General features: G+C 41.3%; 21 protein-coding genes and 4 pseudogenes. 3 read left to right on the top strand and 22 right to left on the bottom strand.

The features are described from left to right. Positions 1-264: 264 nt before the first annotated feature. From QFZ77_RS22475 to QFZ77_RS22450, 6 genes are all read right to left on the bottom strand, one after another. Positions 265-519, bottom strand: coding sequence for a GNAT family N-acetyltransferase (locus QFZ77_RS22475; protein WP_307442805.1), 255 nt, complete (start codon positions 517-519; stop codon positions 265-267). Between the two features lie 74 nt (positions 520-593). Continuing rightward, positions 594-968, bottom strand: coding sequence for a VOC family protein (locus QFZ77_RS22470; protein ID WP_307442804.1), 375 nt, complete (start codon positions 966-968; stop codon positions 594-596). Positions 969-1,318: 350 nt separating this feature from the next. Then, entirely contained in the window at positions 1,319-2,260 is a 942-nt protein-coding gene (locus QFZ77_RS22465; RefSeq protein ID WP_307442803.1) for an aminoglycoside phosphotransferase family protein, read from the bottom strand. Between the two features lie 984 nt (positions 2,261-3,244). Next, a complete protein-coding gene (locus QFZ77_RS22460) occupies positions 3,245-4,024 on the bottom strand; it encodes a hypothetical protein (RefSeq protein ID WP_307442801.1) in 780 nt (259 codons plus the stop codon). Positions 4,025-4,060: 36 nt separating this feature from the next. Then, positions 4,061-4,753 carry a hypothetical protein gene (locus QFZ77_RS22455; RefSeq protein ID WP_307442800.1) on the bottom strand — a complete coding sequence of 231 codons (693 nt, stop codon included), beginning with the start codon at positions 4,751-4,753 and terminating at the stop codon, positions 4,061-4,063. A 201-nt stretch (positions 4,754-4,954) separates the two neighbouring features. Beyond that, entirely contained in the window at positions 4,955-5,077 is a 123-nt protein-coding gene (locus tag QFZ77_RS22450) for a hypothetical protein (protein ID WP_307442799.1), read from the bottom strand. Positions 5,078-5,494: 417 nt separating this feature from the next. Here QFZ77_RS22450 and QFZ77_RS22445 point away from each other — a divergent pair. Beyond that, positions 5,495-6,668, top strand: a pseudogene (locus QFZ77_RS22445) (IS110 family RNA-guided transposase). A gap of 281 nt (positions 6,669-6,949) precedes the next feature. Here QFZ77_RS22445 and QFZ77_RS22440 read toward each other — a convergent pair. The 6 genes and pseudogenes from QFZ77_RS22440 to QFZ77_RS22415 form a co-directional block, all read right to left on the bottom strand. Further along, a pseudogene (locus tag QFZ77_RS22440) lies at positions 6,950-7,845 on the bottom strand (RCC1 domain-containing protein). A gap of 204 nt (positions 7,846-8,049) precedes the next feature. Beyond that, the gene (locus tag QFZ77_RS22435; protein ID WP_307442797.1) at positions 8,050-8,409 is read right to left on the bottom strand and encodes a DUF2716 domain-containing protein; all 360 of its coding nucleotides are present in this window, start codon (positions 8,407-8,409) and stop codon (positions 8,050-8,052) included. A 213-nt stretch (positions 8,410-8,622) separates the two neighbouring features. Continuing rightward, positions 8,623-8,883 (bottom strand): hypothetical protein, encoded by a 261-nt coding sequence (locus QFZ77_RS22430; protein WP_052229134.1) that lies wholly within the window; start codon positions 8,881-8,883, stop codon positions 8,623-8,625. Between the two features lie 600 nt (positions 8,884-9,483). Next, positions 9,484-10,770, bottom strand: coding sequence for an IS110 family RNA-guided transposase (locus QFZ77_RS22425; RefSeq protein WP_307442794.1), 1,287 nt, complete (start codon positions 10,768-10,770; stop codon positions 9,484-9,486). Between the two features lie 202 nt (positions 10,771-10,972). Further along, entirely contained in the window at positions 10,973-11,263 is a 291-nt protein-coding gene (locus tag QFZ77_RS22420; RefSeq protein ID WP_307442792.1) for a hypothetical protein, read from the bottom strand. Positions 11,264-11,453: 190 nt separating this feature from the next. Next, positions 11,454-12,494 carry a YheC/YheD family endospore coat-associated protein gene (locus QFZ77_RS22415; protein WP_307442790.1) on the bottom strand — a complete coding sequence of 347 codons (1,041 nt, stop codon included), beginning with the start codon at positions 12,492-12,494 and terminating at the stop codon, positions 11,454-11,456. Between the two features lie 197 nt (positions 12,495-12,691). Here QFZ77_RS22415 and QFZ77_RS22410 point away from each other — a divergent pair, with 197 nt between their 5' ends. Next, positions 12,692-13,720, top strand: a complete 1,029-nt coding sequence (locus tag QFZ77_RS22410) for a hypothetical protein (protein ID WP_307442788.1) — start codon at positions 12,692-12,694, stop codon at positions 13,718-13,720. Between the two features lie 396 nt (positions 13,721-14,116). Here the strand turns inward: QFZ77_RS22410 and QFZ77_RS22405 are convergent, their stop codons facing one another. From QFZ77_RS22405 to QFZ77_RS22390, 4 genes are all read right to left on the bottom strand, one after another. Beyond that, positions 14,117-14,371: a hypothetical protein gene (locus tag QFZ77_RS22405; protein ID WP_307442787.1), complete on the bottom strand. Its 255-nt coding sequence runs from the start codon at positions 14,369-14,371 to the stop codon at positions 14,117-14,119. Positions 14,372-14,438: 67 nt separating this feature from the next. After that, a complete protein-coding gene (locus tag QFZ77_RS22400) occupies positions 14,439-14,927 on the bottom strand; it encodes a beta-propeller fold lactonase family protein (RefSeq protein ID WP_307442786.1) in 489 nt (162 codons plus the stop codon). Continuing rightward, positions 14,918-15,322 carry a YncE family protein gene (locus tag QFZ77_RS22395; RefSeq protein ID WP_307442784.1) on the bottom strand — a complete coding sequence of 135 codons (405 nt, stop codon included), beginning with the start codon at positions 15,320-15,322 and terminating at the stop codon, positions 14,918-14,920. Before QFZ77_RS22395 ends, QFZ77_RS22400 begins: the two co-directional genes overlap by 10 nt. Before the next feature lie 98 nt (positions 15,323-15,420). Continuing rightward, positions 15,421-15,681, bottom strand: coding sequence for a hypothetical protein (locus QFZ77_RS22390; RefSeq protein ID WP_307442782.1), 261 nt, complete (start codon positions 15,679-15,681; stop codon positions 15,421-15,423). Positions 15,682-16,171: 490 nt separating this feature from the next. On the opposite strand from QFZ77_RS22390, the pseudogene QFZ77_RS22385 reads away from it, so the two are divergent. Beyond that, a pseudogene (locus QFZ77_RS22385) lies at positions 16,172-16,985 on the top strand (class I SAM-dependent methyltransferase). Between the two features lie 235 nt (positions 16,986-17,220). On the opposite strand, the gene QFZ77_RS22380 reads toward QFZ77_RS22385, so the two are convergent. The 6 genes and pseudogenes from QFZ77_RS22380 to QFZ77_RS22355 form a co-directional block, all read right to left on the bottom strand. Next, complete coding sequence (locus tag QFZ77_RS22380) at positions 17,221-17,409, bottom strand: hypothetical protein (RefSeq protein WP_307442781.1); 189 nt, start codon at positions 17,407-17,409, stop codon at positions 17,221-17,223. Positions 17,410-17,574: 165 nt separating this feature from the next. Beyond that, positions 17,575-18,859 (bottom strand): annotated as a pseudogene (locus QFZ77_RS22375) (IS110 family RNA-guided transposase). Between the two features lie 133 nt (positions 18,860-18,992). Beyond that, on the bottom strand, positions 18,993-19,244 hold the full coding sequence (locus tag QFZ77_RS22370; protein ID WP_307442780.1) for a hypothetical protein: 252 nt from the start codon (positions 19,242-19,244) through the stop codon (positions 18,993-18,995). A 173-nt stretch (positions 19,245-19,417) separates the two neighbouring features. Further along, the gene (locus QFZ77_RS22365; RefSeq protein WP_307442778.1) at positions 19,418-20,149 is read right to left on the bottom strand and encodes a CTP synthase C-terminal region-related (seleno)protein; all 732 of its coding nucleotides are present in this window, start codon (positions 20,147-20,149) and stop codon (positions 19,418-19,420) included. A 93-nt stretch (positions 20,150-20,242) separates the two neighbouring features. Next, complete coding sequence (locus QFZ77_RS22360; protein WP_307442777.1) at positions 20,243-20,950, bottom strand: DinB family protein; 708 nt, start codon at positions 20,948-20,950, stop codon at positions 20,243-20,245. Between the two features lie 275 nt (positions 20,951-21,225). Then, entirely contained in the window at positions 21,226-21,939 is a 714-nt protein-coding gene (locus tag QFZ77_RS22355; protein WP_307442775.1) for an MOSC domain-containing protein, read from the bottom strand. Between the last annotated feature and the right edge of the window lie 216 nt (positions 21,940-22,155).

Genomic DNA, 22,155 nt, shown 5'->3' with positions numbered 1-22,155 from the left:
TAGCGTACACCCCAGTCTCTTAATAGTTCAGAAAACAATTTACTTCATACAAAGTTCCAACCACTAATGTAATAACAACAACCACAAGGACGAATCGAACCGTTAAGCCAAATTTTTTCACGCCTATCCTTCTTTTGTTTTCATTACTTGGATTTTAACAAGAATAGCGCGCATGCAAACCTGTGGAAAGTCATGTCTTTACATCAAAAAGAGCACAACATTTGATCGATAAAGCATGATAAATTTCATGCTCTATGCCAAAAGTCATGCTCTTTCAATTATAATAGACAATAACGCAGCAGTAAGTTTGTAATAATTATAATTCTCGTTTTTAATCTCAATCATGTTTAGAAAATCGAAACCACATTTTTGTATTACTCTGTTCGATGGTATGTTACGTATTATAGCTATAGCGTTAAGTACCTCAATATTGGTGTTCTCAAACAAATAATTAATAATTCCTTGTGCGGCTTGGGTGGTGTAGCCTTTGCCTCTATAATCTTTTGATATCGCAAACAAAAGAGGAGTTGCCGCGAAGCAAGCCCCTCAACTATAGTTTTCCGTTGCGTAACGAAGGTATTGATTGCCAGATTCTATCCACCGAATGAAATTCTATATCCATCTGGATCTTTAATCGTAAATTCACTAAAAAAGTCATTTAAATCATGTCCTTTAACAATTTCTATTCCTTTTGTTTTAAACTCCTCAAGAATTCGTCTTACATCTGTATAACAAAAAGCGTCAAAGTATAATCCACCTTCGACCGAGGAAAAGGGCTTAACATCACTTTTATTCTTCGCAGGATGTAAAATGAAAGTAACCGCGTCTCTACTCATATGGACATGTTGTACATCAGGTCCACCAATTAGTTCATACTTGAATCCAAGTTTCTTATAATATTCGATTGAATCTTCTAAATTACTGACAAGTAATACCATGGTGGGTCCTTTTATTTTGATTTCTTCCATAGCAATACCTCCAATTGTTTTTACATAAATCCTAAAGATATATTCGACGAGCAACCACAATTACCTTTTTATGTAATTTGAATGATGTGATTAACTCTGCTATACTGCCCGTCCTCAATATAAAAATGAGGAGCTACCGCTAAACAGGCTCCTCAACTATAGTTCCCCGTTAGAGATACAGCAACCTAAACCCTTTAACATTATTGAACTATCTGCCCGTTACTTGAACAGGCTACCAGTATGCTAGTATGCAGGCAGCCTGTTTTATTATTGTGCTATCGTTTCCGTTAGTTCAATCATTTTCTTCACCCTTGGTTAGATTGAGATACAAAAACATCGCTCAATCTCTGCTAATCCATAATCATGTCAACGACTTGTTTCGCGAACGCAGCATAGGATTCGATCAGGTCCGGACTTCGATCAATAGCCCACCTGAGGTTATCGAACGCTCTCAATAGCAGCAAATGTCTCATATCAGCAAGGTCTTCTTCACTTATACCGTACCCGTCTAAAAACGCTTTGAATTCCTCAATATTTGGGCCTTCTTTCAGTCCCAGTATTTGGTAATGCATCAATTGAATAACAGCTCCATGCGGTACCACGCTTACTCCTGCACTTTCCCAATCCAGCAATATAACTTGGTTTTCCTGATTGACAATCGTATTCTTTAATGAGATATCTCCATGGTTTAAACCGAAGCGGAACGTTTCTTTCTTCAAATTCTCGAACAGTTTTCTTACTCTCTGCGATTTCATCTGAGTGATTACTCCAAGCTCAATCAACCGATCAGACTCCGTCAAACTATTGATATTATACTGCACATACCCTTGCCAACTGCCGTCCGATCCTGCATGAGAAGGTGAATGAAACTCACCATGGACGGGATCAATCAGATTTTCCCCATACCCCTTCACTGGGATAGAATGTATAAGTTTGGCGTATTTTCCAATCTGCCACCAAACATCGGACTTGAGAACCGTACTGTCTGACCCGTTGTCTCCATCAACAAAAGCTTGAATCATATATGCGGTTTCATCAACTATACCAATGGACAACACCTCAGGTCCTGGAATGCCGATCGCGGCTGCTTGCTCGATACACCATTTTTCCTTCATATAGCTTGGATATGTATCTTTATTGTTCATGCGGACAACAACTTTGCGACTCTCCGTCTCGACTACGCAAACCTGATTTGTGATGCCTTTACCTATGATCTGATATGAAGTTTTTACTTGTTCCAGATGAAAATCGCCTGCAATTCGTTCTGCTTGTATAACTACAGAGTCTTCCATAGTTCTTCTTTCATCCCCCTCAAGTGTCGTGCTTCGAACAGTTTACCACACACTTTTTTGGAAAGTACGTTTATAACTAAACTATACTGACCGTCCCTCGGTTTTAAGGGTTTATCTGTTATAACAACCGTTTCGGGTAACAGCCCTTGTTGCAACGTCCCTTGCTTTCCAAGTCCCTTACATCCTAGCTATTCTTTCTGGACTTAGGTGCTTCCTCTAAGCCTGCGAGACCAATGCCGCCATTGTTCGGCATAGCGTATTTCATAGAAAAAATTTTTACTTTACGCCGCCCACCCCATCGTTTGTTGGTACATATGTTTCCATATGTTCTAACTTTAGACCTGTACATTCGGAAGTTCGTCAGTTCAGTCTGTTTGAACATTCTCACCATATCCAGTTTTTCAGCCACGCGGCATATCCGCCCACATACCTTTTCTATTCGAATGGCTTCAGCCTTCGTTCTGCCGAATCTACCTGTACTTCACACCACATGACCTGTTAGTCATGACGCGCGCAGGAGTATTGGCGGAATGGTTTCGGGATACATGGTTCCGTCATTCCCATCCTCGGTTGTAAAGTTAAGATTACTCATTGTAATCTCCTGCTTTTCACGAAGTTAGTCGCTTATAGCAGAACTTGTCATACTTTTCCGTTAGCTCAATAACTTACCCCTTATACTAAGGTCTAAGGACAGACATTAATACAAGGAGTTCATATCCATTGCCCTTGAAGAAACTATCCCAGAGTCTTCCTTCATAAATAAAACCAACTGATTCATAAAAATGCATGCACGTCGATTAAAATCATTCACATCCACCCATATATGATGTGTTTCGGGGGACAAAAGCTCACTTAATAATAATATTCATGGCTTCTTTGCCATACTTTTGATCTTATTCGTTATGCGTTTTACGCAAAGAGCCTTGTTGGATCTAATATTTTCTTTCATCAATAACGCCCCCATCCGACTGGGAAGAGGTCTTACTATTCGGTTTCTAACATCTCATGATCGTACCACATGCCTCTTATATTCTTTGTGTAGTTGATCATCGTATTGTCGATCCGGCTCCGTAGGTAGAGGTCCCGGTCGATTCCCATATATATCTCGGTCAATCGGTACTGCTCCTTGGCATCTTTTGCAAGCTCGTTGTAAACCTCCTGCTTCTCCACTTGAAAGCTGGTATCCAACAGATAAAAGCCAAGCGTATCTTGTACTTGAAAATCGACTGTAGAACCGAATCGCAGAATCATCAGACGCCCATCCTTATCCGTAAGCTGCCTCAAGCCCGGATTGTTCAGGCCTTGAACAATGATATCAGACTCGTTCAACACATCATTAGCTAGGCGAATGTTACCTTGAGCGTCAAGCAGTGCCAGCTTACGTGTACCTCCAGAAATACGTCCGCGCATGACTGCTTTTCCGTTACTAATTATCCAGAAGCTGCCGTCGGCATTCGGAATGACTCTGTCCGGAATCTGCTGAAAGGACTCGATATCCTTGGCCTTGCCGTCCCGGATCAGATAAAGGTGATCATCCGACATGTTATGTCCAGCTCCGAAACCGATTACCTTGCTTACGGCTAGTAGCGACATCTGTTCCGTAAGCTTGTAAAGTGTAGCCGATAAACTACTGAGCGTCGGATTCCCCGCCGCGTTGGAGTCAACGGTAATCTCCTCCTTGGTCAGCAGCTTCATGCCTTGGTAATAAAGCCCGTCTTCCTTTTTATCGAGCCGGGCGGATTGACCAGCATACTGATCTAGCAACTTTTTGATCGCGGAGTTATGCTGCTCCGTCTCCTCCTAGGTCATCCATACGGGCTTCTCCTCCAAGGTCTTCTTCACCTTGATGCTTCCCAGCGATTTATTTGTTACCAGGTTAGGGTAGAAGTATAGATAATCCTTATCATCATAATAGATGCGATCCAATATCTGCTCCTGATTGCCAATAATGTTCAAGCCATTGACAGAATCCCAGAGAATGTCCAGTTTCAACCATTCATGAACATAAGTCCAGGTCAGCGGCATGTAAGTAACGTCTTGAAACTCCAACAGCGGAAAGGTCTCATCCCAATTGTCGATGTAATTATCCGTAATGATAATCGGAAAGCCAGGCATCGATGCGGTATAACTGCGGGACAAGGAGTTAGATGCGGATAGATCCTGCTCAAACTTCGTCAGCTTCAAGCCGTACCATCCGCCGCTATGAGACCCGCCTCCCTGCCCTATCATCAGGCCATTCTCGGAATCAAATGCAATCTGAATGCCGAGTTCTTGCGTATTATCCCAAGTCAGCGGCATGTAAGTAATATCTTTATATAACAGGAACGGATATTTGCTTTGCTGATTATCGATGATCTGTCCATTTATCTGAACCGGGAAATCAGGAATCCTTACTTTTACCGTATTGCTTGCAGCTTGCACGCCTGATGTAGCTGAAAACGGCTGCAACAGGCAGAGTAACGACACCGTTATATAAATATTTTTCCAGTTCACTCTTACACATCCTTTTGTTTTTATCATTTCTTACAATGATGTAGACGCAGTGATTTGGAAAATGTTTCAAGATGGGATATATTTTTACGGTATCTTCTTAGCAGTTAACCTTAAGCTCAGATAGGATTTTGCTCATAGGAACGTATGAAGACTCCGATTTTTTCTTCGTTCGGGGGCGGCTGCATGCTGCTCACTCGGTCCTTATGGATCTCCATCGTTGGCAACCGGTCCCTCGATTTCTTCCAGATTTCCATCGACAGACGTCGCTCCGGAAGCGCCCGGCCGAGCGCGGTCCTTATTAGACTGAATGTGTTTAGTCCTCATGCTTTTCCAATCATAAAACCGCCGTCAGACTCAGTAAAAAAAGTATTGAAACAGCGATAGCCATGGATGAGAAAATAAAGTCCTAGACGTACTTCAATGAAACGAGGGAAGCAGCTGCCGTGGTTATCTGCTCCCTCTTTATTCCACTATCGTTCCTCGTTAGCCATACATGCAGCGCAATATCAGCGCTGCACCACAGAGGATGAAAATGGATAAAATCCGTGAATACTTCTACTACGGCTGGGTGAGGAAGGTCGATCAACTATGGTGCGTTAGAGCCCATCCGTTAGTCTGACTCCAACGACCACGGTGCATCACAGAATGTCGCTCCCTTTCGGGAAGCACGCATGGTAGATTAATCCTATTTTGGTTTTTGCACCAGCCCCAATATTCAGAGCCGTAGAAAGGATTATTTCAATGGATATTATCATTGAGCGAGCATGTGGTATGGATGTACATAAGGATTCCATTACCGCATGTACGATGACACCTGAAGGAAAGGAGATTCAAACTTAAAAAGCATGGGTGTACCCACGTAGCGATGGAGAGTACAGGCGTTTTCTGGAAACCAATTGTTAACCTATTAGAAGCTGAAGATATTGAGTTTCTTGTCGTGGATGCTCAGCATATGAAAGCTCTCCCAGGACGTAAAACAGATGTCAAAGATGCTGAATGGATCGCCCAACTTCTTCGTCATGGACTTCTGAAAGCTAGTTTCATTCCAAACCGAATTCAACGAGAATTAAGAGAACTAGTTCGCTATCGCCGAAGCATCATTGAAGAACGAGCCCGACAACATAATCGGATTCAAAAAGTGCTAGAGGGAGCAAATATCAAACTGGGATCTGTGGTTTCAGATATTATGGGGGTCTCGTCTAAAGACATGCTTCACGCCATCGCAGACGGTGAAGAAGATCCTGAGAAATTAGCAAGCTTCGCTCGACGCACTATGAAAAAGAAAAAAGAAGAACTCGAACTTGCTCTTCGAGGCTACGTCAATCCTCACCAACGCTTGATGATTAAAACCATTTTAAGCCATATTGACTTTCTGACTGAACAAATTGAGATGTTAGATCAAGAGGTTGCCCAGAGAGTCATCCCAGATCAGGAAGACATAGAGCGATTAGATTCTATACCTGGAATTGCCACTCGAATGGCTGAACAAATCTTAGCTGAAATAGGAACAAATATTAAAAACCAATTTCCAAGTGCGGCTCACTTCTGTTCTTGGGCAGCACTCGTACCTGGACATAATGAGAGCGCGGGCAAACGGAAGTCTTCAAAGGGAAAGAAAGGAAACAAATATTTAAAATCTGCATTAACAGAAGCTGCGCATTCCGTAGGTGCTTCCAAAAACTATCTTGGTGCTATGTATAGGCGAACATTAGCACGAAAAGGTAGGAAAAGAGCAGCCATTGTTGTAGCCCACGCCATGCTAAGAATCGCTTATTATCTGCTGACAAGAAAAGAGATGTATGTAGACTTAGGTGAAGATTATTTTGATAAGCAAAAACTTGGAGCTATTGTACGGAACTCAGTTCGAAGACTCGAAACCTTAGGCTACAACGTTACAATTTCAGAAGTCTCCTGATCTACGAGAATACCAATATCCTAGGCGTTGCATATTTTTAAAAAATGAATGAGCCGCGTCTTCTTTAGTGCTGTTCTTTTTCATCGACTGCCAGATTTTTAATTTTCATGGTAGTTGAGAAAAGGCAGCCTATCACGGTTGCCTTTTCTTTGTAGTCGTTTTGCTATTGTTCGCCGTTAACGCAACGAAGCCACCGATCGATCTGCGGCAGCTTCGTGGTGTTGTTTATTGAGCTCTCATCTCCTAAGTTGCGCTGTGTATTTTATTATTAATATTGAAAACTAATTGCCGGGCAGTTGGATGCCACGCCAACCGCTTACATCGCATTGGCCATATTCATTATCACCCACAGCAACCACCGTGCCGTCCGATTTAAGGCCGAGAGTATGAGCGCAACCCGCCGCAACCGCCACAATATCGCGCCAGCCACTTACATTGCATTGGCCATGCTCATTCCAACCCACAGCCGCCACAGTACCGTCCGATTTAAGGCCGATGGTATGATTACTACCCGCGCTATCGCCACAATACCGCGCCAGCCGCTTACATCGCATTGGTCATGTTTATTCAAACCTACAGCCGTCACCGTACCGTCCGATTTAAGACCGATTGTATGAAGATAACCCGCCGCGACCTCCACAATATCGCACCAGCCGCTTACATTGCATTGGCGATATCGATTATTACCCACAGCCGTCACCGTGCCGTCCAATTTAAGACCGATGGTATGCCAGTCACCCGCCGCGACCTCCACAATATCATGCCAGCCGCTTACATTGCATTCACCTTCATTATTTCGGCCCACTGCTACCACCGTGCCATCCGATTTAAGCCCAATGGTACGACGCCAACCCGCCGCAACCGCTACAATATCGCGCCAGTCGTTTACATAGCATTGGTCATACTTATTCCAACCCAAAGCCGCCACAGTACTGTCAGATTTAAGACCGATTGTATGAGCATTACCCGTGTTCGTCGCCATATGAACATTACCAGCCGCGACCGCCACAATATCGCACCAGCCGCTTACATCACATTGGCCATATTTATTATCACCCACAGCCGTCACCGTGCCGTCAGATTTAAGCCCAACGGTATGACGACGACCCGCCGCTATGGTATCTTTAGGCCACCGTTTCACCTTTAACATCGCTTCTTTCAGTGAAATGTAATCCATGTTTTACCTCCTTGAAAACAAGACCTATATTTTTATATACGTTTCATCGTGGTCAACTACACTGTGAGAGTTGTACGTTCCATCAAGAGATATTACCACGAACTGTGACTCTTGGGTTTCTTAACCTGCCCTTTAGCTGAATAGGCTGCCGGATTTATTGGCGGCAGCCATTCTGTGTTATTTGTTCAATATTGATCTGTTGGTTTAATGTTTAGAGTCCGCTTGTTTATTTATAAAGAGATAATAATCACCATCTGGATAAAAGGAAATAGTACTCGGTGGACCCAAATGAGGATTATATTGAAACGATTCGTGTTGCCAGTCTAAGGCATACAGATATTCGTCTGGTTCAGTCACTGCTTTAAGGCATGCAACACACTTTCTCTCTAAATCGTCTATGTCATCGTCCATGTAACTAGTTATTTTATAAGTAATGTAAGGAGATGGTAAACTAAAGGAAGGCCAATCACTACTATGAATACTAGGTTTAAAATTGAAATGTTCATAAAATTTATCCCATACTAGCCGATATAGTTCACTTGATAAAGAAACCCAATTGTCCATTTTGCACACCTCGGATATACTCGCCATTTAAAGAGCCTAATTCAATACTACCATAACATGGGCTTTTTTTATGGGTCTAATTTCCACGCTCTACTGCCCAATAGCTTAATGACAAAAGGAGCAGCTTCCGCGGCTCCTTGTTTCGTTTAACTATCGTTTCCCATTAGCTCAACGAAATGCTGCCGTACAACAGCATTTTTTATTATTAAACCGCTAGCTATTTATAGCCTTCTCCGCGAGATATACCTCATCCTTTTTGACATAGATGTCGTATTGGCTGTTATCATTTCTGCCTGAACCCACTGTACCCGTGTCATGACTTGTTATTCGGCTGCGATAGGAAATGCCATGACTTTTTAATTTATTTACCGCATCATAATATTTCGATTGATTGAATGCAGTAAACACTAAACGCCTATGCTTGGAAAAAAGAAACATGATGATATTCATAATGAGTTGCTCGATATTCCCCATATTAATCATCACCCCCCTAACATTTTTCAGATACTTGCGAAACCGTTTGTCAATATCGTTGGTTGCCGTTTTGTTTACTTACTTTCAGGCTAGGTTTCGTTATTATTTTCCATTGAACCACATTCCTGTAAGTTACTAATATTATTTAGACGTTCAACACTCACGAAAGTTCCATAATTTTACAGAATTCCAGTCTTTATATTCCACTCTACTGCCCGTCCCTCGGTTTTAAAGGTTTATCTCACATTTACTCACTCATTCGCAGGATTTCGTCGCCTTGTATAACAGCTGTACTCTAGAAAGTAAGCTTGTTAGACACCGTCGTTCCATTTTTGGATATACGGGAACAGAAGAAACGTGTGGTACATTTCTCCAAGTGCTATTCTTCTGCACGCATACTCCACAATTTCCTTGGTGTTTACCATCCCATAGCTCAACGGGTCTATGCCCTTACATTCCTTCGTTACACCTGACCAAGGCGTGGAGACCGATAGCGTTTAGCGGACGGGTCTGAAGCCCTTGCCGGGCAGTAGCTCGGTTCTCCATGCTTTCTTTTTGAAATCCTGCGAATGAGTCAATCTATGTGATCATTTAGTTCGTTTAAGCAGCTTGTGTTAACGTTGGGGCAGCTATCTCAGGAGAAAAAGTTTCTCCTTTTTGAACAATACTAATGATGATTCGTGCCAGTTTTCCAAGCAGTTTAAATACAGACTGTTGCTTCTTCATATGCTTGATTTGAACATTATTCTCATGCAACTGTCGGAACACAGGATTATTCCCTACGAGCTGGATCGTGGCCAGGTATAGATATTTTCGCAGCGTGGCATCGCCTCTTTTAGAAAGCACGATCTGTCCTTTACGTTTTCCCGACGTGCTTTCGGCTAGGTTCAAGCCTGCTTTACGCAATAATTGACGCCCATGCGCATACTGTCTAAGGTCACCAGCACCTGAAAGAATAGCTGCCGTACAGATTGAGCCTAGGCCTTTGATAGATCGAAGCTGATCGGCCATAGGAATTTCACAGAGCAATTTTTGGATATCTTGTTCAATTTCATCTAGTATTTCAACAATCCTTTCGAACTCTTGCAATAGTCGGTGTAAATCCTGATTCGCTTCATTGGAAGCAGTCTTGTCGCCTACACTTCGCTTAGCTAGAGAGATAAGTTGCGCAGCTTTCTGCATGCCAGTGGAACCACCGGCTCGCTGCATATGCGCTCTCCAAGCGGTGATCACCTCAGATACGGACAGAGACTCTATATCCTGCGGAAATGGGAATTCCTTAAGCGTAGCCAAGGAACGTTTGCAGGTCCAATCTTTAAACACAGAAAAATACTCAGGGAAGCGAATATCTATCCAGCGGATGATTCGGTTCTGCAGCCGTACACTATTTGTCACCCAATACTCCCGATCACTCATCATTGTTCGCAACCTTTGAAAGACTGCAGCTTGTCGAGAGTATTCATAGTAAAATCCTCGGCTGACTACGTCGGCAATGACAAGCGCATCCTTCGGATCATTCTTAGATGGACTATTGTCGCGATTCTCCTTGTTTCTTTTGGTGGTGGCCGGATTCACCATGACAACGTATATGCCCTTGTCGGCAAGCCAATTAGCCAGGTTTGACCCGTAATGTCCAGTCGGCTCCATGCCAATGATGAGTCCCTGTAAACGGTGTTTCTGTTTCAGTCCATCGATCCACCGTATTAATTTTTCGAAGCCTTCAATTGTATTTGAGAATGTGAGATGACGATTTGAAAGTACGATGCCACGAAAATTAGTCGCTTGTGCGACATGAGTTTCCTTTGCAATGTCGATGCCCACAACAAGATGAGAAGTGGTAATTCGTTCAATACGTTGATTTTGTCCGTCTGTTTGTTTAAACTTCATAGTGAGAGCGCCTCCTTGATGGTATTGGGTTACAAACCCGTCGACAAACCCATCATACCGAGGCGCTCCTTTTTTGACAAAGGCTATTTCTTAGCCCTAACAGGAATGTTTAACTGAGAAGGCTGCCGATCAATTTGCTCGGCAGCCTATTCCTGATGATGATTAAGCTATCGTTCTGCGTTAGTTCAATGGACTGGGATTCTTAGACCCACATATGAGGAAGTAACAATCTAAAGCACTTAATGAATGTATGAGGATCTTCAATGGCTAACAATCCCTTAAAGAGTGGTACCTTAAACGTTTCATTTTTTGTAAAGGAGCCAAAAAATTTTCTAGCATCATCAATCACATTATTATCTAGGACTCCGTTAAGACTGATTGCTCCATTTAATTTTTCGTCGATGTCTTTAAGTATTTCTTCATCTTTTCTTTGAATAATTTGAATTTGCCACGCAACAGCTAATTCAGTCCAGTCACGTCCTAAAAAGTCCATTATGTTCCCTTTCTAAAAAGGCAATTGGTGATTGTGCTATTGTTCCCCGTTAGAGCGGTCAACAGAAATCAAAACTCACAATAGGTATATTCGAAAAGAAATGCCTATGTGAGTCGGTTCTGGTGGAAAATTAAAAACGTGTGGTTTTGCAGAATCATGAGCGAAACATACATATTTCGAAAAAAACTTATTATCTCTCAAATTTAGAGAGATAATAAGCATATTCCATCGGTCTACTATAAATTTTGCGTTTATAACACTTAAGGTTTTCGTATATATCTTTTTGGGGTTTTCCGTTAAGTTCAATAATCCATAACTTTCTTTGTTCGTCTAATACAAAATCGACACTCAATTCTCCCAATGAACCCATATGACTTTCTGCTTCTTGTGCGGCCTTTATACTTATCTCATTCAGAGATCGGAGGATTTCATTGATTTTTTCCGGCGAAACTAACCGCGGAAGAATTTCAACAACATCATAAATGGTTTCACACATACTCGTGTTAAAGTAATGTTCATAAGCCACTCTACATGTAATGGTTGAAACCGTCCATTCTCCAAGAATACCTTTTTGGACAAGTACCCGGATATCAAAATACTGATGATCAAGTTGACTCATACGAATCCCCTGCTGAACCATGTATTTCTTTAGTCTGAGTACATCCAATTTTTCCTGAATGCCTTCATTTTTTCTGCAAATATATCTTGGAGCCAAGCTGTGCAAAGAGATGTGACTATCTCCATTATCCTTTAGTTCGACCCGATACACAGACTCCCCCTTAGATCCGTAAGAAGGCTTAATATATACTAGTTTATATTTCTCTAATAGTTCTGATACATTCACTTCATTATAGATAAATGTATCTGGTACATAGGGTTTAAGATTTGACTGTTTTAATAGGTTATAGAGATCCCATTTATTAAAAAAATTGATATTGTTGAAACATTTGTTTCTACCAATCTCCTTCTCTAGTCGTTGAATGGTTACTGATTTTTTGTTAAAACAGCGGTTATAGACGACATGAGGAAAAGGAAACGAACTTTGTTTCCATACGCCTTTTTTCAGGCTAAGTCCAATAATACGTTGTTCCTTCCAAAGTATATCTGCCGATGTAAAGGCGTATAGTTTCAGGTTTAAATTGTGATAACGTTGATAAAGCTCCAAAATTCTTTTTCTACTGTTCCTTTTAGTTACCATAATACCTATTAATGGACGATTCACCACTCTCATCTCTCCCTAGCCATCGATCTCTTTTATTATCTAATGCCAGAATAGACATATTGCTATGGGACAAGAACATAGATGAGTAGAAAATCAGCGAATGTATTACTCTATTAGCCTAAATTTCAGTTGATAGGTATTTGGTGTGTTTATCTTTTTTTGTTTTTAATATGATAAATTACATTTGATAATAGGGAGATGAGACTATGGGAAGATGTAATTGTCCACCAGGACCTCCAGGACCAGAAGGACCTAGAGGGCCCCAAGGACCTCCAGGACTAGAAGGACCGCAGTTGCTTCAAGAACTTGGAGGAGCAATAGCAGCAGCTGGACCCACTGGAACTGCAGGAGCATTAGGACCAGCTGGTCTTGCAGGACTTGTAGGAGCAATTGGCGAAGCTGGACCAGCTGGTCTTGCAGGAGCACTTGGACCAGCTGGTCTTGCAGGTATTGCAGGAGCACTTGGACCAGCTGGTCTTGCGGGAATTGCAGGAGCAATTGGACCAGCTGGTCTTGCGGGAATTGCAGGAGCAATCGGACCAGCTGGACTGGCAGGAATTGCAGGAGCAATTGGCGCAGCCGGACTGGCAGGGCCAGCAGGGCCAGCAGGGCCAGCAGGAGCAACAGGACCTCAAGGTATACCTGGTCCAATTGGAGCTACTGGTCCGGCAGGACCACCAGGAGGAGGATTAATTCCATTTTCAACGGGTATCATCATAAGTGGTGCTACAGTAGTATCAGCTGCTCCAATTTTAATGGGTTTTGGTAGTCACACGGTTGAAGTTATTGGCGCTACTGGAGAATCAACGATGCCACCGGAAGCAGGTGGTTTTGCTTTCCCAATTCCCTTTGCGGGTACCGTTCAAAATTTACAAATAAGTGCAGATTTATTGGTTGCTTCTGTGACTTCTATTAATACGCTCGGTCTTCAATATGATTTTACAGTATTCCTCGCACCGTCAGTTCCTAATAATGGGATTGATCATAGTTCTTCACCTTACGTGACAACTCCGCTGACTAGTTCGGTTAGATTCGGATTTCCGAATACGGTCATTATACCTGGAAACCCACCCGGTTTCCGAACCGCAACGAATATAAATGTTGGGGGTTCATTAGTAGTTGCTGCGGGTGATCGTATTGGTATTCGTGTAAGGACGCTTGCTGAAACTGATCCCTCAGCAGCTGATATCACCCAACTCTCATTTAGCGCCAGTTTATCTTATACTCCTTCTTAATAAGCCTCTAGAATTGTAATCCGCCATTTGTTTCATGGGTAGGTGAACGATTCAAGAAATGAACCGCCACCTGAAAATATTTCGAATTAAGGAATTACACTCTGAATCATGTCCACACTGCCTATGAATTGCTTGGGAACCGATGCACAAGAAGTATTCCATACCAAAGTGGCTTTAATAAGCAAACAGGTTTCTGAATGGGTAGAATTAGCAGTATCAACGGATATAAAAGTGTAAAAAGCAAGTCCATATAGAAAGTGTCCTACTGGGCCACTTTCTTTTCATTTTTTCGGATAGATTGCTTGATACAGGGCTTCTATCAAAATTCAAATTTGAGCGGAACGGTTAAGATAAATTAGTGAGAGGCTTTACCATCTTTATGGAGGGTATTTGACTTTAGAGAAAAGGATTCCTCACTAATTCAGATGCTAACTTGGCGCGCCCCTCTTTCTCTGCTTCCATACTGTCACTGACCATTTGTTTTAAATACGGATTTGAATGAATAACTGGTACAGTAGAACGATAGTCTTCCTGTTGAAGTACAATCGTAAATTTTCCTTTTCCCGGAATAAAGACTTGGCATATAGAATTCTCTTTACTCATGTTTGACAACTGTTCCAATAAATCTTTTGTTGTTCGAACTTCTATCATATAAATCACCGCCTATTTAAGATCATGACCAAGGCTCCCTACCTCGTTACCTGATGCCCAAGGCATTCTACGGATTTACTCCAATGGCGAATGGACGAGCTCCCACCGGAACGGTAGCGATAACCGTATTGGTTACTCCGTCAATCACGGAAACAGTATTATCATCCTGATTGGTTACATAAATACGATTGGTTATTGGATTGACGCCTACGCCATTTGGATTATTCCCGACTGGAATCGTAGCAATCACGGTATTCGTTAATCCACTAATGACGGAAACATTATCCATATCCCGATTTGGTACGTAAATCGCATTCGTAGAAGGATTAACCCCCACTGCACCCGGAGTAGTTCCAACAGGAACGGTAGCAATCACGGTATTGGTTGCACCATCAATTACTGAAACCGTATTACTGGTGAAATTGGATACATAAATACGGTTAGTTAATGGATTTGCGCTTATCCCCGTTGATAAATTGAGTCCGGGGATGGTTATTGTAGCAACCACCGTATTGGTCAATCCGCTTATCACGGTAACGTCTTCAGTTAATTCCATTGAATTAAAATTGCTGTATAAATGGCATTCGTAGCACTATTGACCCCTGCGTCCCCTGATTCATCTCCGACTGGAACGACAGCAATCACCGAATTGGTTACTCCATCAATTACAGAAACATCATCACTGGCCCTATTTGCTACATAGATTCGGTCCGTTAATGAATTTACGTCTACTCCCGCTTGATTACCCCCAACAGGAATAGTAGCAATCACCGTATTCGTTGCTCCTTCAATCACAGAAACATCGTTATTATTGAAGTTGGCTACATAAATGAAACCTTCAGGTTCGGGAGGCCCGGGTGGTACATCATCTGTAGTACCTGCTGATGCGATTCCACCGAAGCTGATAGGTCCATCGAGTGTAATTCCTGCTACAGATGCACCCACAAACATGGTATAGCGAATTTGATCAGTTACTACAACTGAAGGAGGGAAGTCATCTGCATGGAATGTAACAATGCGATTTAGTGCATCAGCAGCTAATTCAGTAACTAGTATATCAAGGTGCCTGAACCAGGTGTGTTGCCACTGTTTCTTTCAACAGTGATTGTAATAGAGCCTGCACTAGAAGCACTTACTCCAACTGTTCCCCACAAAGCTACTCGTACACTGTTTTGATTCGATGTTCCAACAGCAGCTGCCGTTTGAAGACCAATATCTCCAAAAAGAGCAGGTGTGATAGGGACTGGAGAAACACTTGTGCTACTATTACTAGCTTCAGAGATTCGTAAATCAAGAAATTGATTTGACATTGCTTGCACCTCCTTTTTCTTTCTATCAACAGTATATGGTAGACAGGAAATATGGCGAGGGTGTTTACCTTCCAACAATGCACATACATAAAAAGAAAAACCATCTACTCTTTTTTTAGAGTTTAATGGTTTTTTTCTTTACAGAAATTTTTGCGGATGATGGTTTGCTTTTACGCTATCGTTTCTCGTTAGCGCAATGAGCCTGGTGAATTCACCTTTACCCCTGATTTGAAGTTAAGTTCAACAATCAAATCTTCAACTTCTCCATCTAGTTCCTTCTTATATACATCCTTACTGTTTTTTCGAGTAGTATTTCTCAAATGGACGCTGGATGGATGATTTTAGGTGGATTTGTTCATAGAAAAATGGTAGTTTATTCTATGGTTAATACCGCAGAGTGTTCGTGTTCGATATGTGTTATTGGGATAACGCGCAAGTCGGGATATACGTTTAGGCTCATATTATTTATATCTTTGGGGAGGGTGTCTGCATGGACAATAATTCTGTTTATAGAACAAACATTATAGGCGCTGGCGAGGTTGGCGTCGCCATCTCCGTCGACATGGATAAGAAAGTTATTCATAAAACAAACAGCTTATTTTGGGATACAAAAGGAAATGATGTTTTAGGAGCAACCGCACTTCCTTTTTATGGAGCATTTGTCTCAGAAGAAAAATGCCAACTTTTTGGCGATGTTTCAGGAAAAAAGATGCTGGAGATAGGCTGTGGAAGTGGTCAATCTTTGCAATATCAGGGGGAACGCAAAGCATCTGAACTATGGGGTATGGATATATCAGAAAACCAAATCGAAAAGACACGGTAATATTTGACGGCGTGCGGTCTTTCAGCGAAATTAATCTGTTCTCCCATGGAAGAAAAATGTGGCATACCAGAGGAATATTTTGACTTTGTTTATTCGATTTATGCCATAGGCTGGACAACCGACCTTGAGGGTACTTTTTGCCGGATTACATCTTACCTAAAAAAAGACGGCGTATTTATTTTCAGTTGGTCTCACCCTATACACAAATGTGTTGTTGCAGAAAATAATATGCTTGTTTTTAAAAAATGTTATTTCGATGAATCTTGGTATTCGGTATCTCTTGACGAAAGTACGCTAACATTATCGGACCGTAAACTATCAACCTATGTGAATGCGTTGGCAAAAGCGGGATTTGTCATTGAGCAAATGATTGAGCAATCTGATGATGAAATTATGCAATCGCGGGACGATAACAGCGATTTTGCAAAAAAAAGCAAAGATGCTTCCTGTAACTTTTGTAATCAAGGCAAGAAAACTATAGTATCCGATAACTTAATCATGACTAGCAAATTTTTAATACATCGCCATTCAAATTCAACATTTCCATAGTTCTATCTCATCTTTATCTGAGCATCCAATCGAAATATTATAAAGATCATTGATTTTCTTAATAACCATTATACTGCGTTCGATGATTTGACCACTTATGACCATATTTTAACATAAGTAATTGAAGATAACTGCCCGTCCCTCGGTTTTAAGGGTTTATCTCACATTTACTCACTCATTCGCAGGATTTCATCGCCATGTATAACAGCTGTCGTCCAGAAAGTAAGCTTATTAAACACCGTCGTTCCATGTTTGGATATGCGGGAACAGAAGAAACGTGTGGAACATTTCTCCAAGTCTATTCTTCTGCACGCATACTCCACTTTCTCCTTGGTGTTCACCATCCCATGGCTCAACGGGTCTATGCCCTCACATTCCTTCGTTACACCTGACCAAGGCGTGGAGACCGATAGCGTTTAGCGGACGGGTCTGAAGCCCTTGCCGGGCAGTAGCTCGGTTCTCCGTGCTTTCTTTTTTGAAATCCTGCGAATGAGTCAATCTATGTGATCTTTAAGTTCGTTTTAAGCAGCTTGCGTAAACGTTGGGGCAGCTATCTCAGGAGAAAAAGTTTCTCCTTTTTGAACAATACTAATGATGATTCGTGCCAGTTTTCCAAGCAGTTTAAATACAGACTGTTGCTTCTTCATATGCTTGATTTGAACATTATTCTCATGCAACTGTCGGAACACAGGATTATTCCCTACGAGCTGGATCGTGGCCAGGTATAGATATTTTCGCAGCGTGGCATCGCCTCTTTTAGAAAGCACGATCTGTCCTTTACGTTTTCCCGACGTGCTTTCGGCTAGGTTCAAGCCTGCTTTACGCAATAATTGACGCCCATGCGCATACTGTCTAAGGTCACCAGCACCTGAAAGAATAGCTGCCGTACAGATTGAGCCTAGGCCTTTGATAGATCGAAGCTGATCGGCCATAGGAATTTCACAGAGCAATTTTTGGATATCTTGTTCAATTTCATCTAGTATTTCAACAATCCTTTCGAACTCTTGCAATAGTCGGTGTAAATCCTGATTCGCTTCATTGGAAGCAGTCTTGTCGCCTACACTTCGCTTAGCTAGAGAGATAAGTTGTGCAGCTTTCTGCATGCCAGTGGAACCACCGGCTCGCTGCATATGCGCTCTCCAAGCGGTGATCACCTCAGATACTGACAGAGACTCTATATCTTGCGGAAATGGGAATTCCTTAAGCGTAGCCAAGGAGCGTTTGCAGGTCCAATCTTTAAACACAGAAAAATACTCAGGGAAGCGAATATCTATCCAGCGGATGATTCGGTTCTGCAGCCGTACACTATTTGTCACCCAATACTCCCGATCACTCATCATTGTTCGCAACCTTTGAAAGACTGCAGCTTGTCGAGAGTATTCATAGTAAAATCCTCGGCTGACTACGTCGGCAATGACAAGCGCATCCTTCGGATCATTCTTAGATGGACTATTGTCGCGATTCTCCTTGTTTCTTTTGGTGGTGGCCGGATTCACCATGACAACGTATATGCTTGTCGGCAAGCCAATTAGCCAGGTTTGACCCGTAATGTCCAGTCGGCTCCATGCCAATGATGAGTCCCTGTAAACGGTGTTTCTGTTTCAGTCCATCGATCCACCGTATTAATTTTTCGAAGCCTTCAATTGTATTTGAGAATGTGAGATGACGATTTGAAAGTACGATGCCACGAAAATTAGTCGCTTGTGCGACATGAGTTTCCTTTGCAATGTCGATGCCCACAACAAGATGAGAAGTGGTAATTCGTTCAATACGTTGATTTTGTCCGTCTGTTTGTTTAAACTTCATAGTGAGAGCGCCTCCTTGATGGTATTGGGTTACAAACCCGTCGACAAACCCATCATACCGAGGCGCTCCTTTTTTGACAAAGGCTATTTCTTAGCCCTAACAGGAATGTTTAGCGTAGTGGCAACTGCCATAGCTATTTAAATTCACTAGTAATATAGCTTACATTCGCAGTATATTCTGATGGCTTTTCTTTTATTGAATTATCTCTTACAGCAACCTTCCAATATACACCTTTTTCATCTAAAACAATCTTTGTATTCTTTACCTCAAAATACCCTGCCCCTGTGTGAGCTAGAGCTTTTTGTCTCGCTTCTCTTTGCGATATAAGTGTCCATAATGAAAAAATAACCATAAAAACAAGAAAATATATTAGTAGTCTCTTCATTAATTCCTCCAAATTCTCACCTTAAACCCTTCTAATTACATTTATGTTATACATTAGCTATGTTCCATTAAATCTATAAACGCAAATTCGGGTGCCCGTTAGCGGGGAGGAGGCAGCCGGTTTCAATCGGCTGCCTCCTCATGCTGGTTATTGAGCTATAGTTCCTCGTTAGTTCAATGGGCAGATCCTTTCTTCTTTAATTCAGGGTTATTCTGAACCTGATTAATTACAGAACCAATGAAGGAATCAACGATGCAGTGTGGGGTTTCCGAGGTTGATTTTAATTGTGGAACAAATAACGTACCGATGAAGAAATTGTGTTCTGGTAATTCAATTATTCTTGGGTTTCCCATGGAATCTGTTCCAACTATTTTAAATCCAGCTTCATGAATTTGAGCTTCGTATTCTGGACTAAGTCCATAATTACACCTAAACTGCTCAATTACATTTGTTTCTTGATAAATTTCAAACACTCTCGAAGGTTTCTTTATTATAATTTCGCCTGTTTGACCAAATAATGAACAAGTAAGTTTACTAATAACTAATTGAGCTGAGTGAGGATCTCGTTCTTCGTGTCCTGCTTCCTTCAACATCAATTTGTTTCTTGCATACTCCATAATGATGTATTGAAACCCACCGCAAGTTCCTAACAAAGGCACATTGTTTTCGCGAGAAAATTCAATAATACTTAATACCCCATCAATAGAATAAGGGAAACCGGGAGCTATCCAAAAACCTTGATATGTTTCTTTAATGGTATCAATTTGTTCAGAAATAGTAGTTGTAGGAATCCACTTTTGCTCGATAGAGACTCCTAATTTCTTAGATGAATGAATAAGTGCATTATTTGTAGCGATCTGCGATGGAAATTCTGGATTATAGTCACCAACAATTCCTATCTTCACTAGACATGTCCCCTCTTAAAGTTAACTAGGCTGCCTATCGAAATCCGCGCTGCCTCATGGTGTAGTTTATTGAGCTCTTGTTTCTGCGTTAGTTCAATTTTTTGTTACATTGGTTCGTTTATCTAATCTTTCTTTTATATGAATGCACTTTTTCAAGTGTAAGAAAATGTGTCTTGTTGCAGGCATAAGCATTAGACCGGCTATACTCTTTTTGCCCCAGTATTCAGCCAACCAATTAGCACTTGCAGTAACTGCATTTTCATCAAACAATCGTTTGATTCTGGTTTTTTCAACCTTCTCTTTTAACTGTCCGGGTGTCATCGTGGACACGATTTTTCGCGTTTGCTTGCCAACGGCTGTTCTATAGGCTATTAATGACTCGAGATTTATCCTTGAACTGAGCTCTGCAATGTCCTCTTCGCTCATTTCATTACCAGAGTGAGTGAAATTTGTATTGATTTTTTCAAACCAATTTTCAGAATAAAGAACTTGTTGGTCATTAAGCACCAAAATATTCATAGTCATATCCTCGATTCGAGTTATGTGCCATAGGTGCCATGCAATCGAATTTTTTGTATTAGGGAGATTTACTGGATATTTTCTAAAGGTGTTTTCATCCAAGTTGCTTAAAATTGCATCTTCCAATGTTGGTTTATCCGTTTGTTCAACCGCTGAAGAATGTATCCAGGCATGAAGAGAAAGAAATAACTGAACCGCTTGATAATGTTCTTGGGGCTTTAATATGATTTCATTTAATGCCTTATGGTTTTCGCCCCAAGTCCTTTGTTCTTCCAAGTCCATATAATCATGGCTCCTTATATAATTTTTCTCCACATGCGAAATCCCTTTGCACTCTTCACATATAACACTAACAGGTCCAAAAGTGTTGTGGAACTATTATCCACAATATCAAACGTATGTTCTTGAGTCAATTATTATTAGAAGCATTGAATCTTTTCAACTAAACTGCCCGTTAGGTGAACGAAAGGCTGCCGATCATGCCGGCAGCCTTGGTCTTATTGAATGTTCAACTATCGTTCTGCGGTAGCACAATAAGCATTTATTTAGTTTTTAAGTTAATCAACTAAATATACCTTGTCACCGACTTGAATTTGTCCCGTCCTCTTAACTGAAGCATAGACGCCTGCGTTTAAATTCATCTCCTCATTTACTTTCATTAACAGAGAAGTATCACGTTCAAGAGTATCAGGGTCGATTGTAATCATTGAACAACGCTCACAATAAATATCAATTTGTAATTCTGCACTACCCACTGATAATCGCCTACCTATCCAATCGCTTTCATTAAATGCATTTTCGTCTAATGAAACAATTAAGTTTGCTCTAAGACGACGTTTATCTAATCTCTTTCCCCATATCGCTTCAAGTTTTCGTAATGTAGCGTCTGTGATAATCAGGACACTAGCCATATCGACAGACATAAGTTCAGGATTTTCAGGGTTTGGTGCTTTGTAGCTCATCATTGACATTTTTCTTTTGGAGTATCTTTGGATTTCATCTAATAAATCTTCATTCCAGCTAAAGGTTTGTCCATCAGGTGATGTTATACTTACTACCTCGTCGACAAGTTTTGTCTTATATGTAAGCATGTTTGGAATATCTCTAGCGGTAAAAAAGCTTTCCCATCCTTCTTTTGTTTCATCATAAAAGGCACAATAACGGTCGCCATATAATCCATACGTATCAATTTCGCAAGTTTCCAAACTCTCTCCTGCAAACGACTTTATAGGATATCGGTATATTTCATTGATTTCACCAACTAATTTCAAAGTGACTACCTCTTTTCAATACATTAGTAATAGTAAGCGATTCCACATCTAAAATACATATTATCATATTTGCACATTTTTGCCCGTCCCTCGGAAAGTTGGAGGACAATAAGTTTTGAAGTGAATGAAACCAGCAAGCTCAAGGGATTGCTGGTTTCATTGTGAAAATAAAATACAAATATATTTCTGAAGTGGTTGCTTGGTACAAAAAGGCTA

This window comes from Paenibacillus sp. V4I3 (genome assembly GCF_030817215.1).
In the GTDB taxonomy this organism is placed as follows: Bacteria; Bacillota; Bacilli; order Paenibacillales; family NBRC-103111; genus Paenibacillus_E.
Note: the sequence above shows the minus strand (reverse complement) of the source record. Positions and strands in the feature narration are given on the sequence as shown.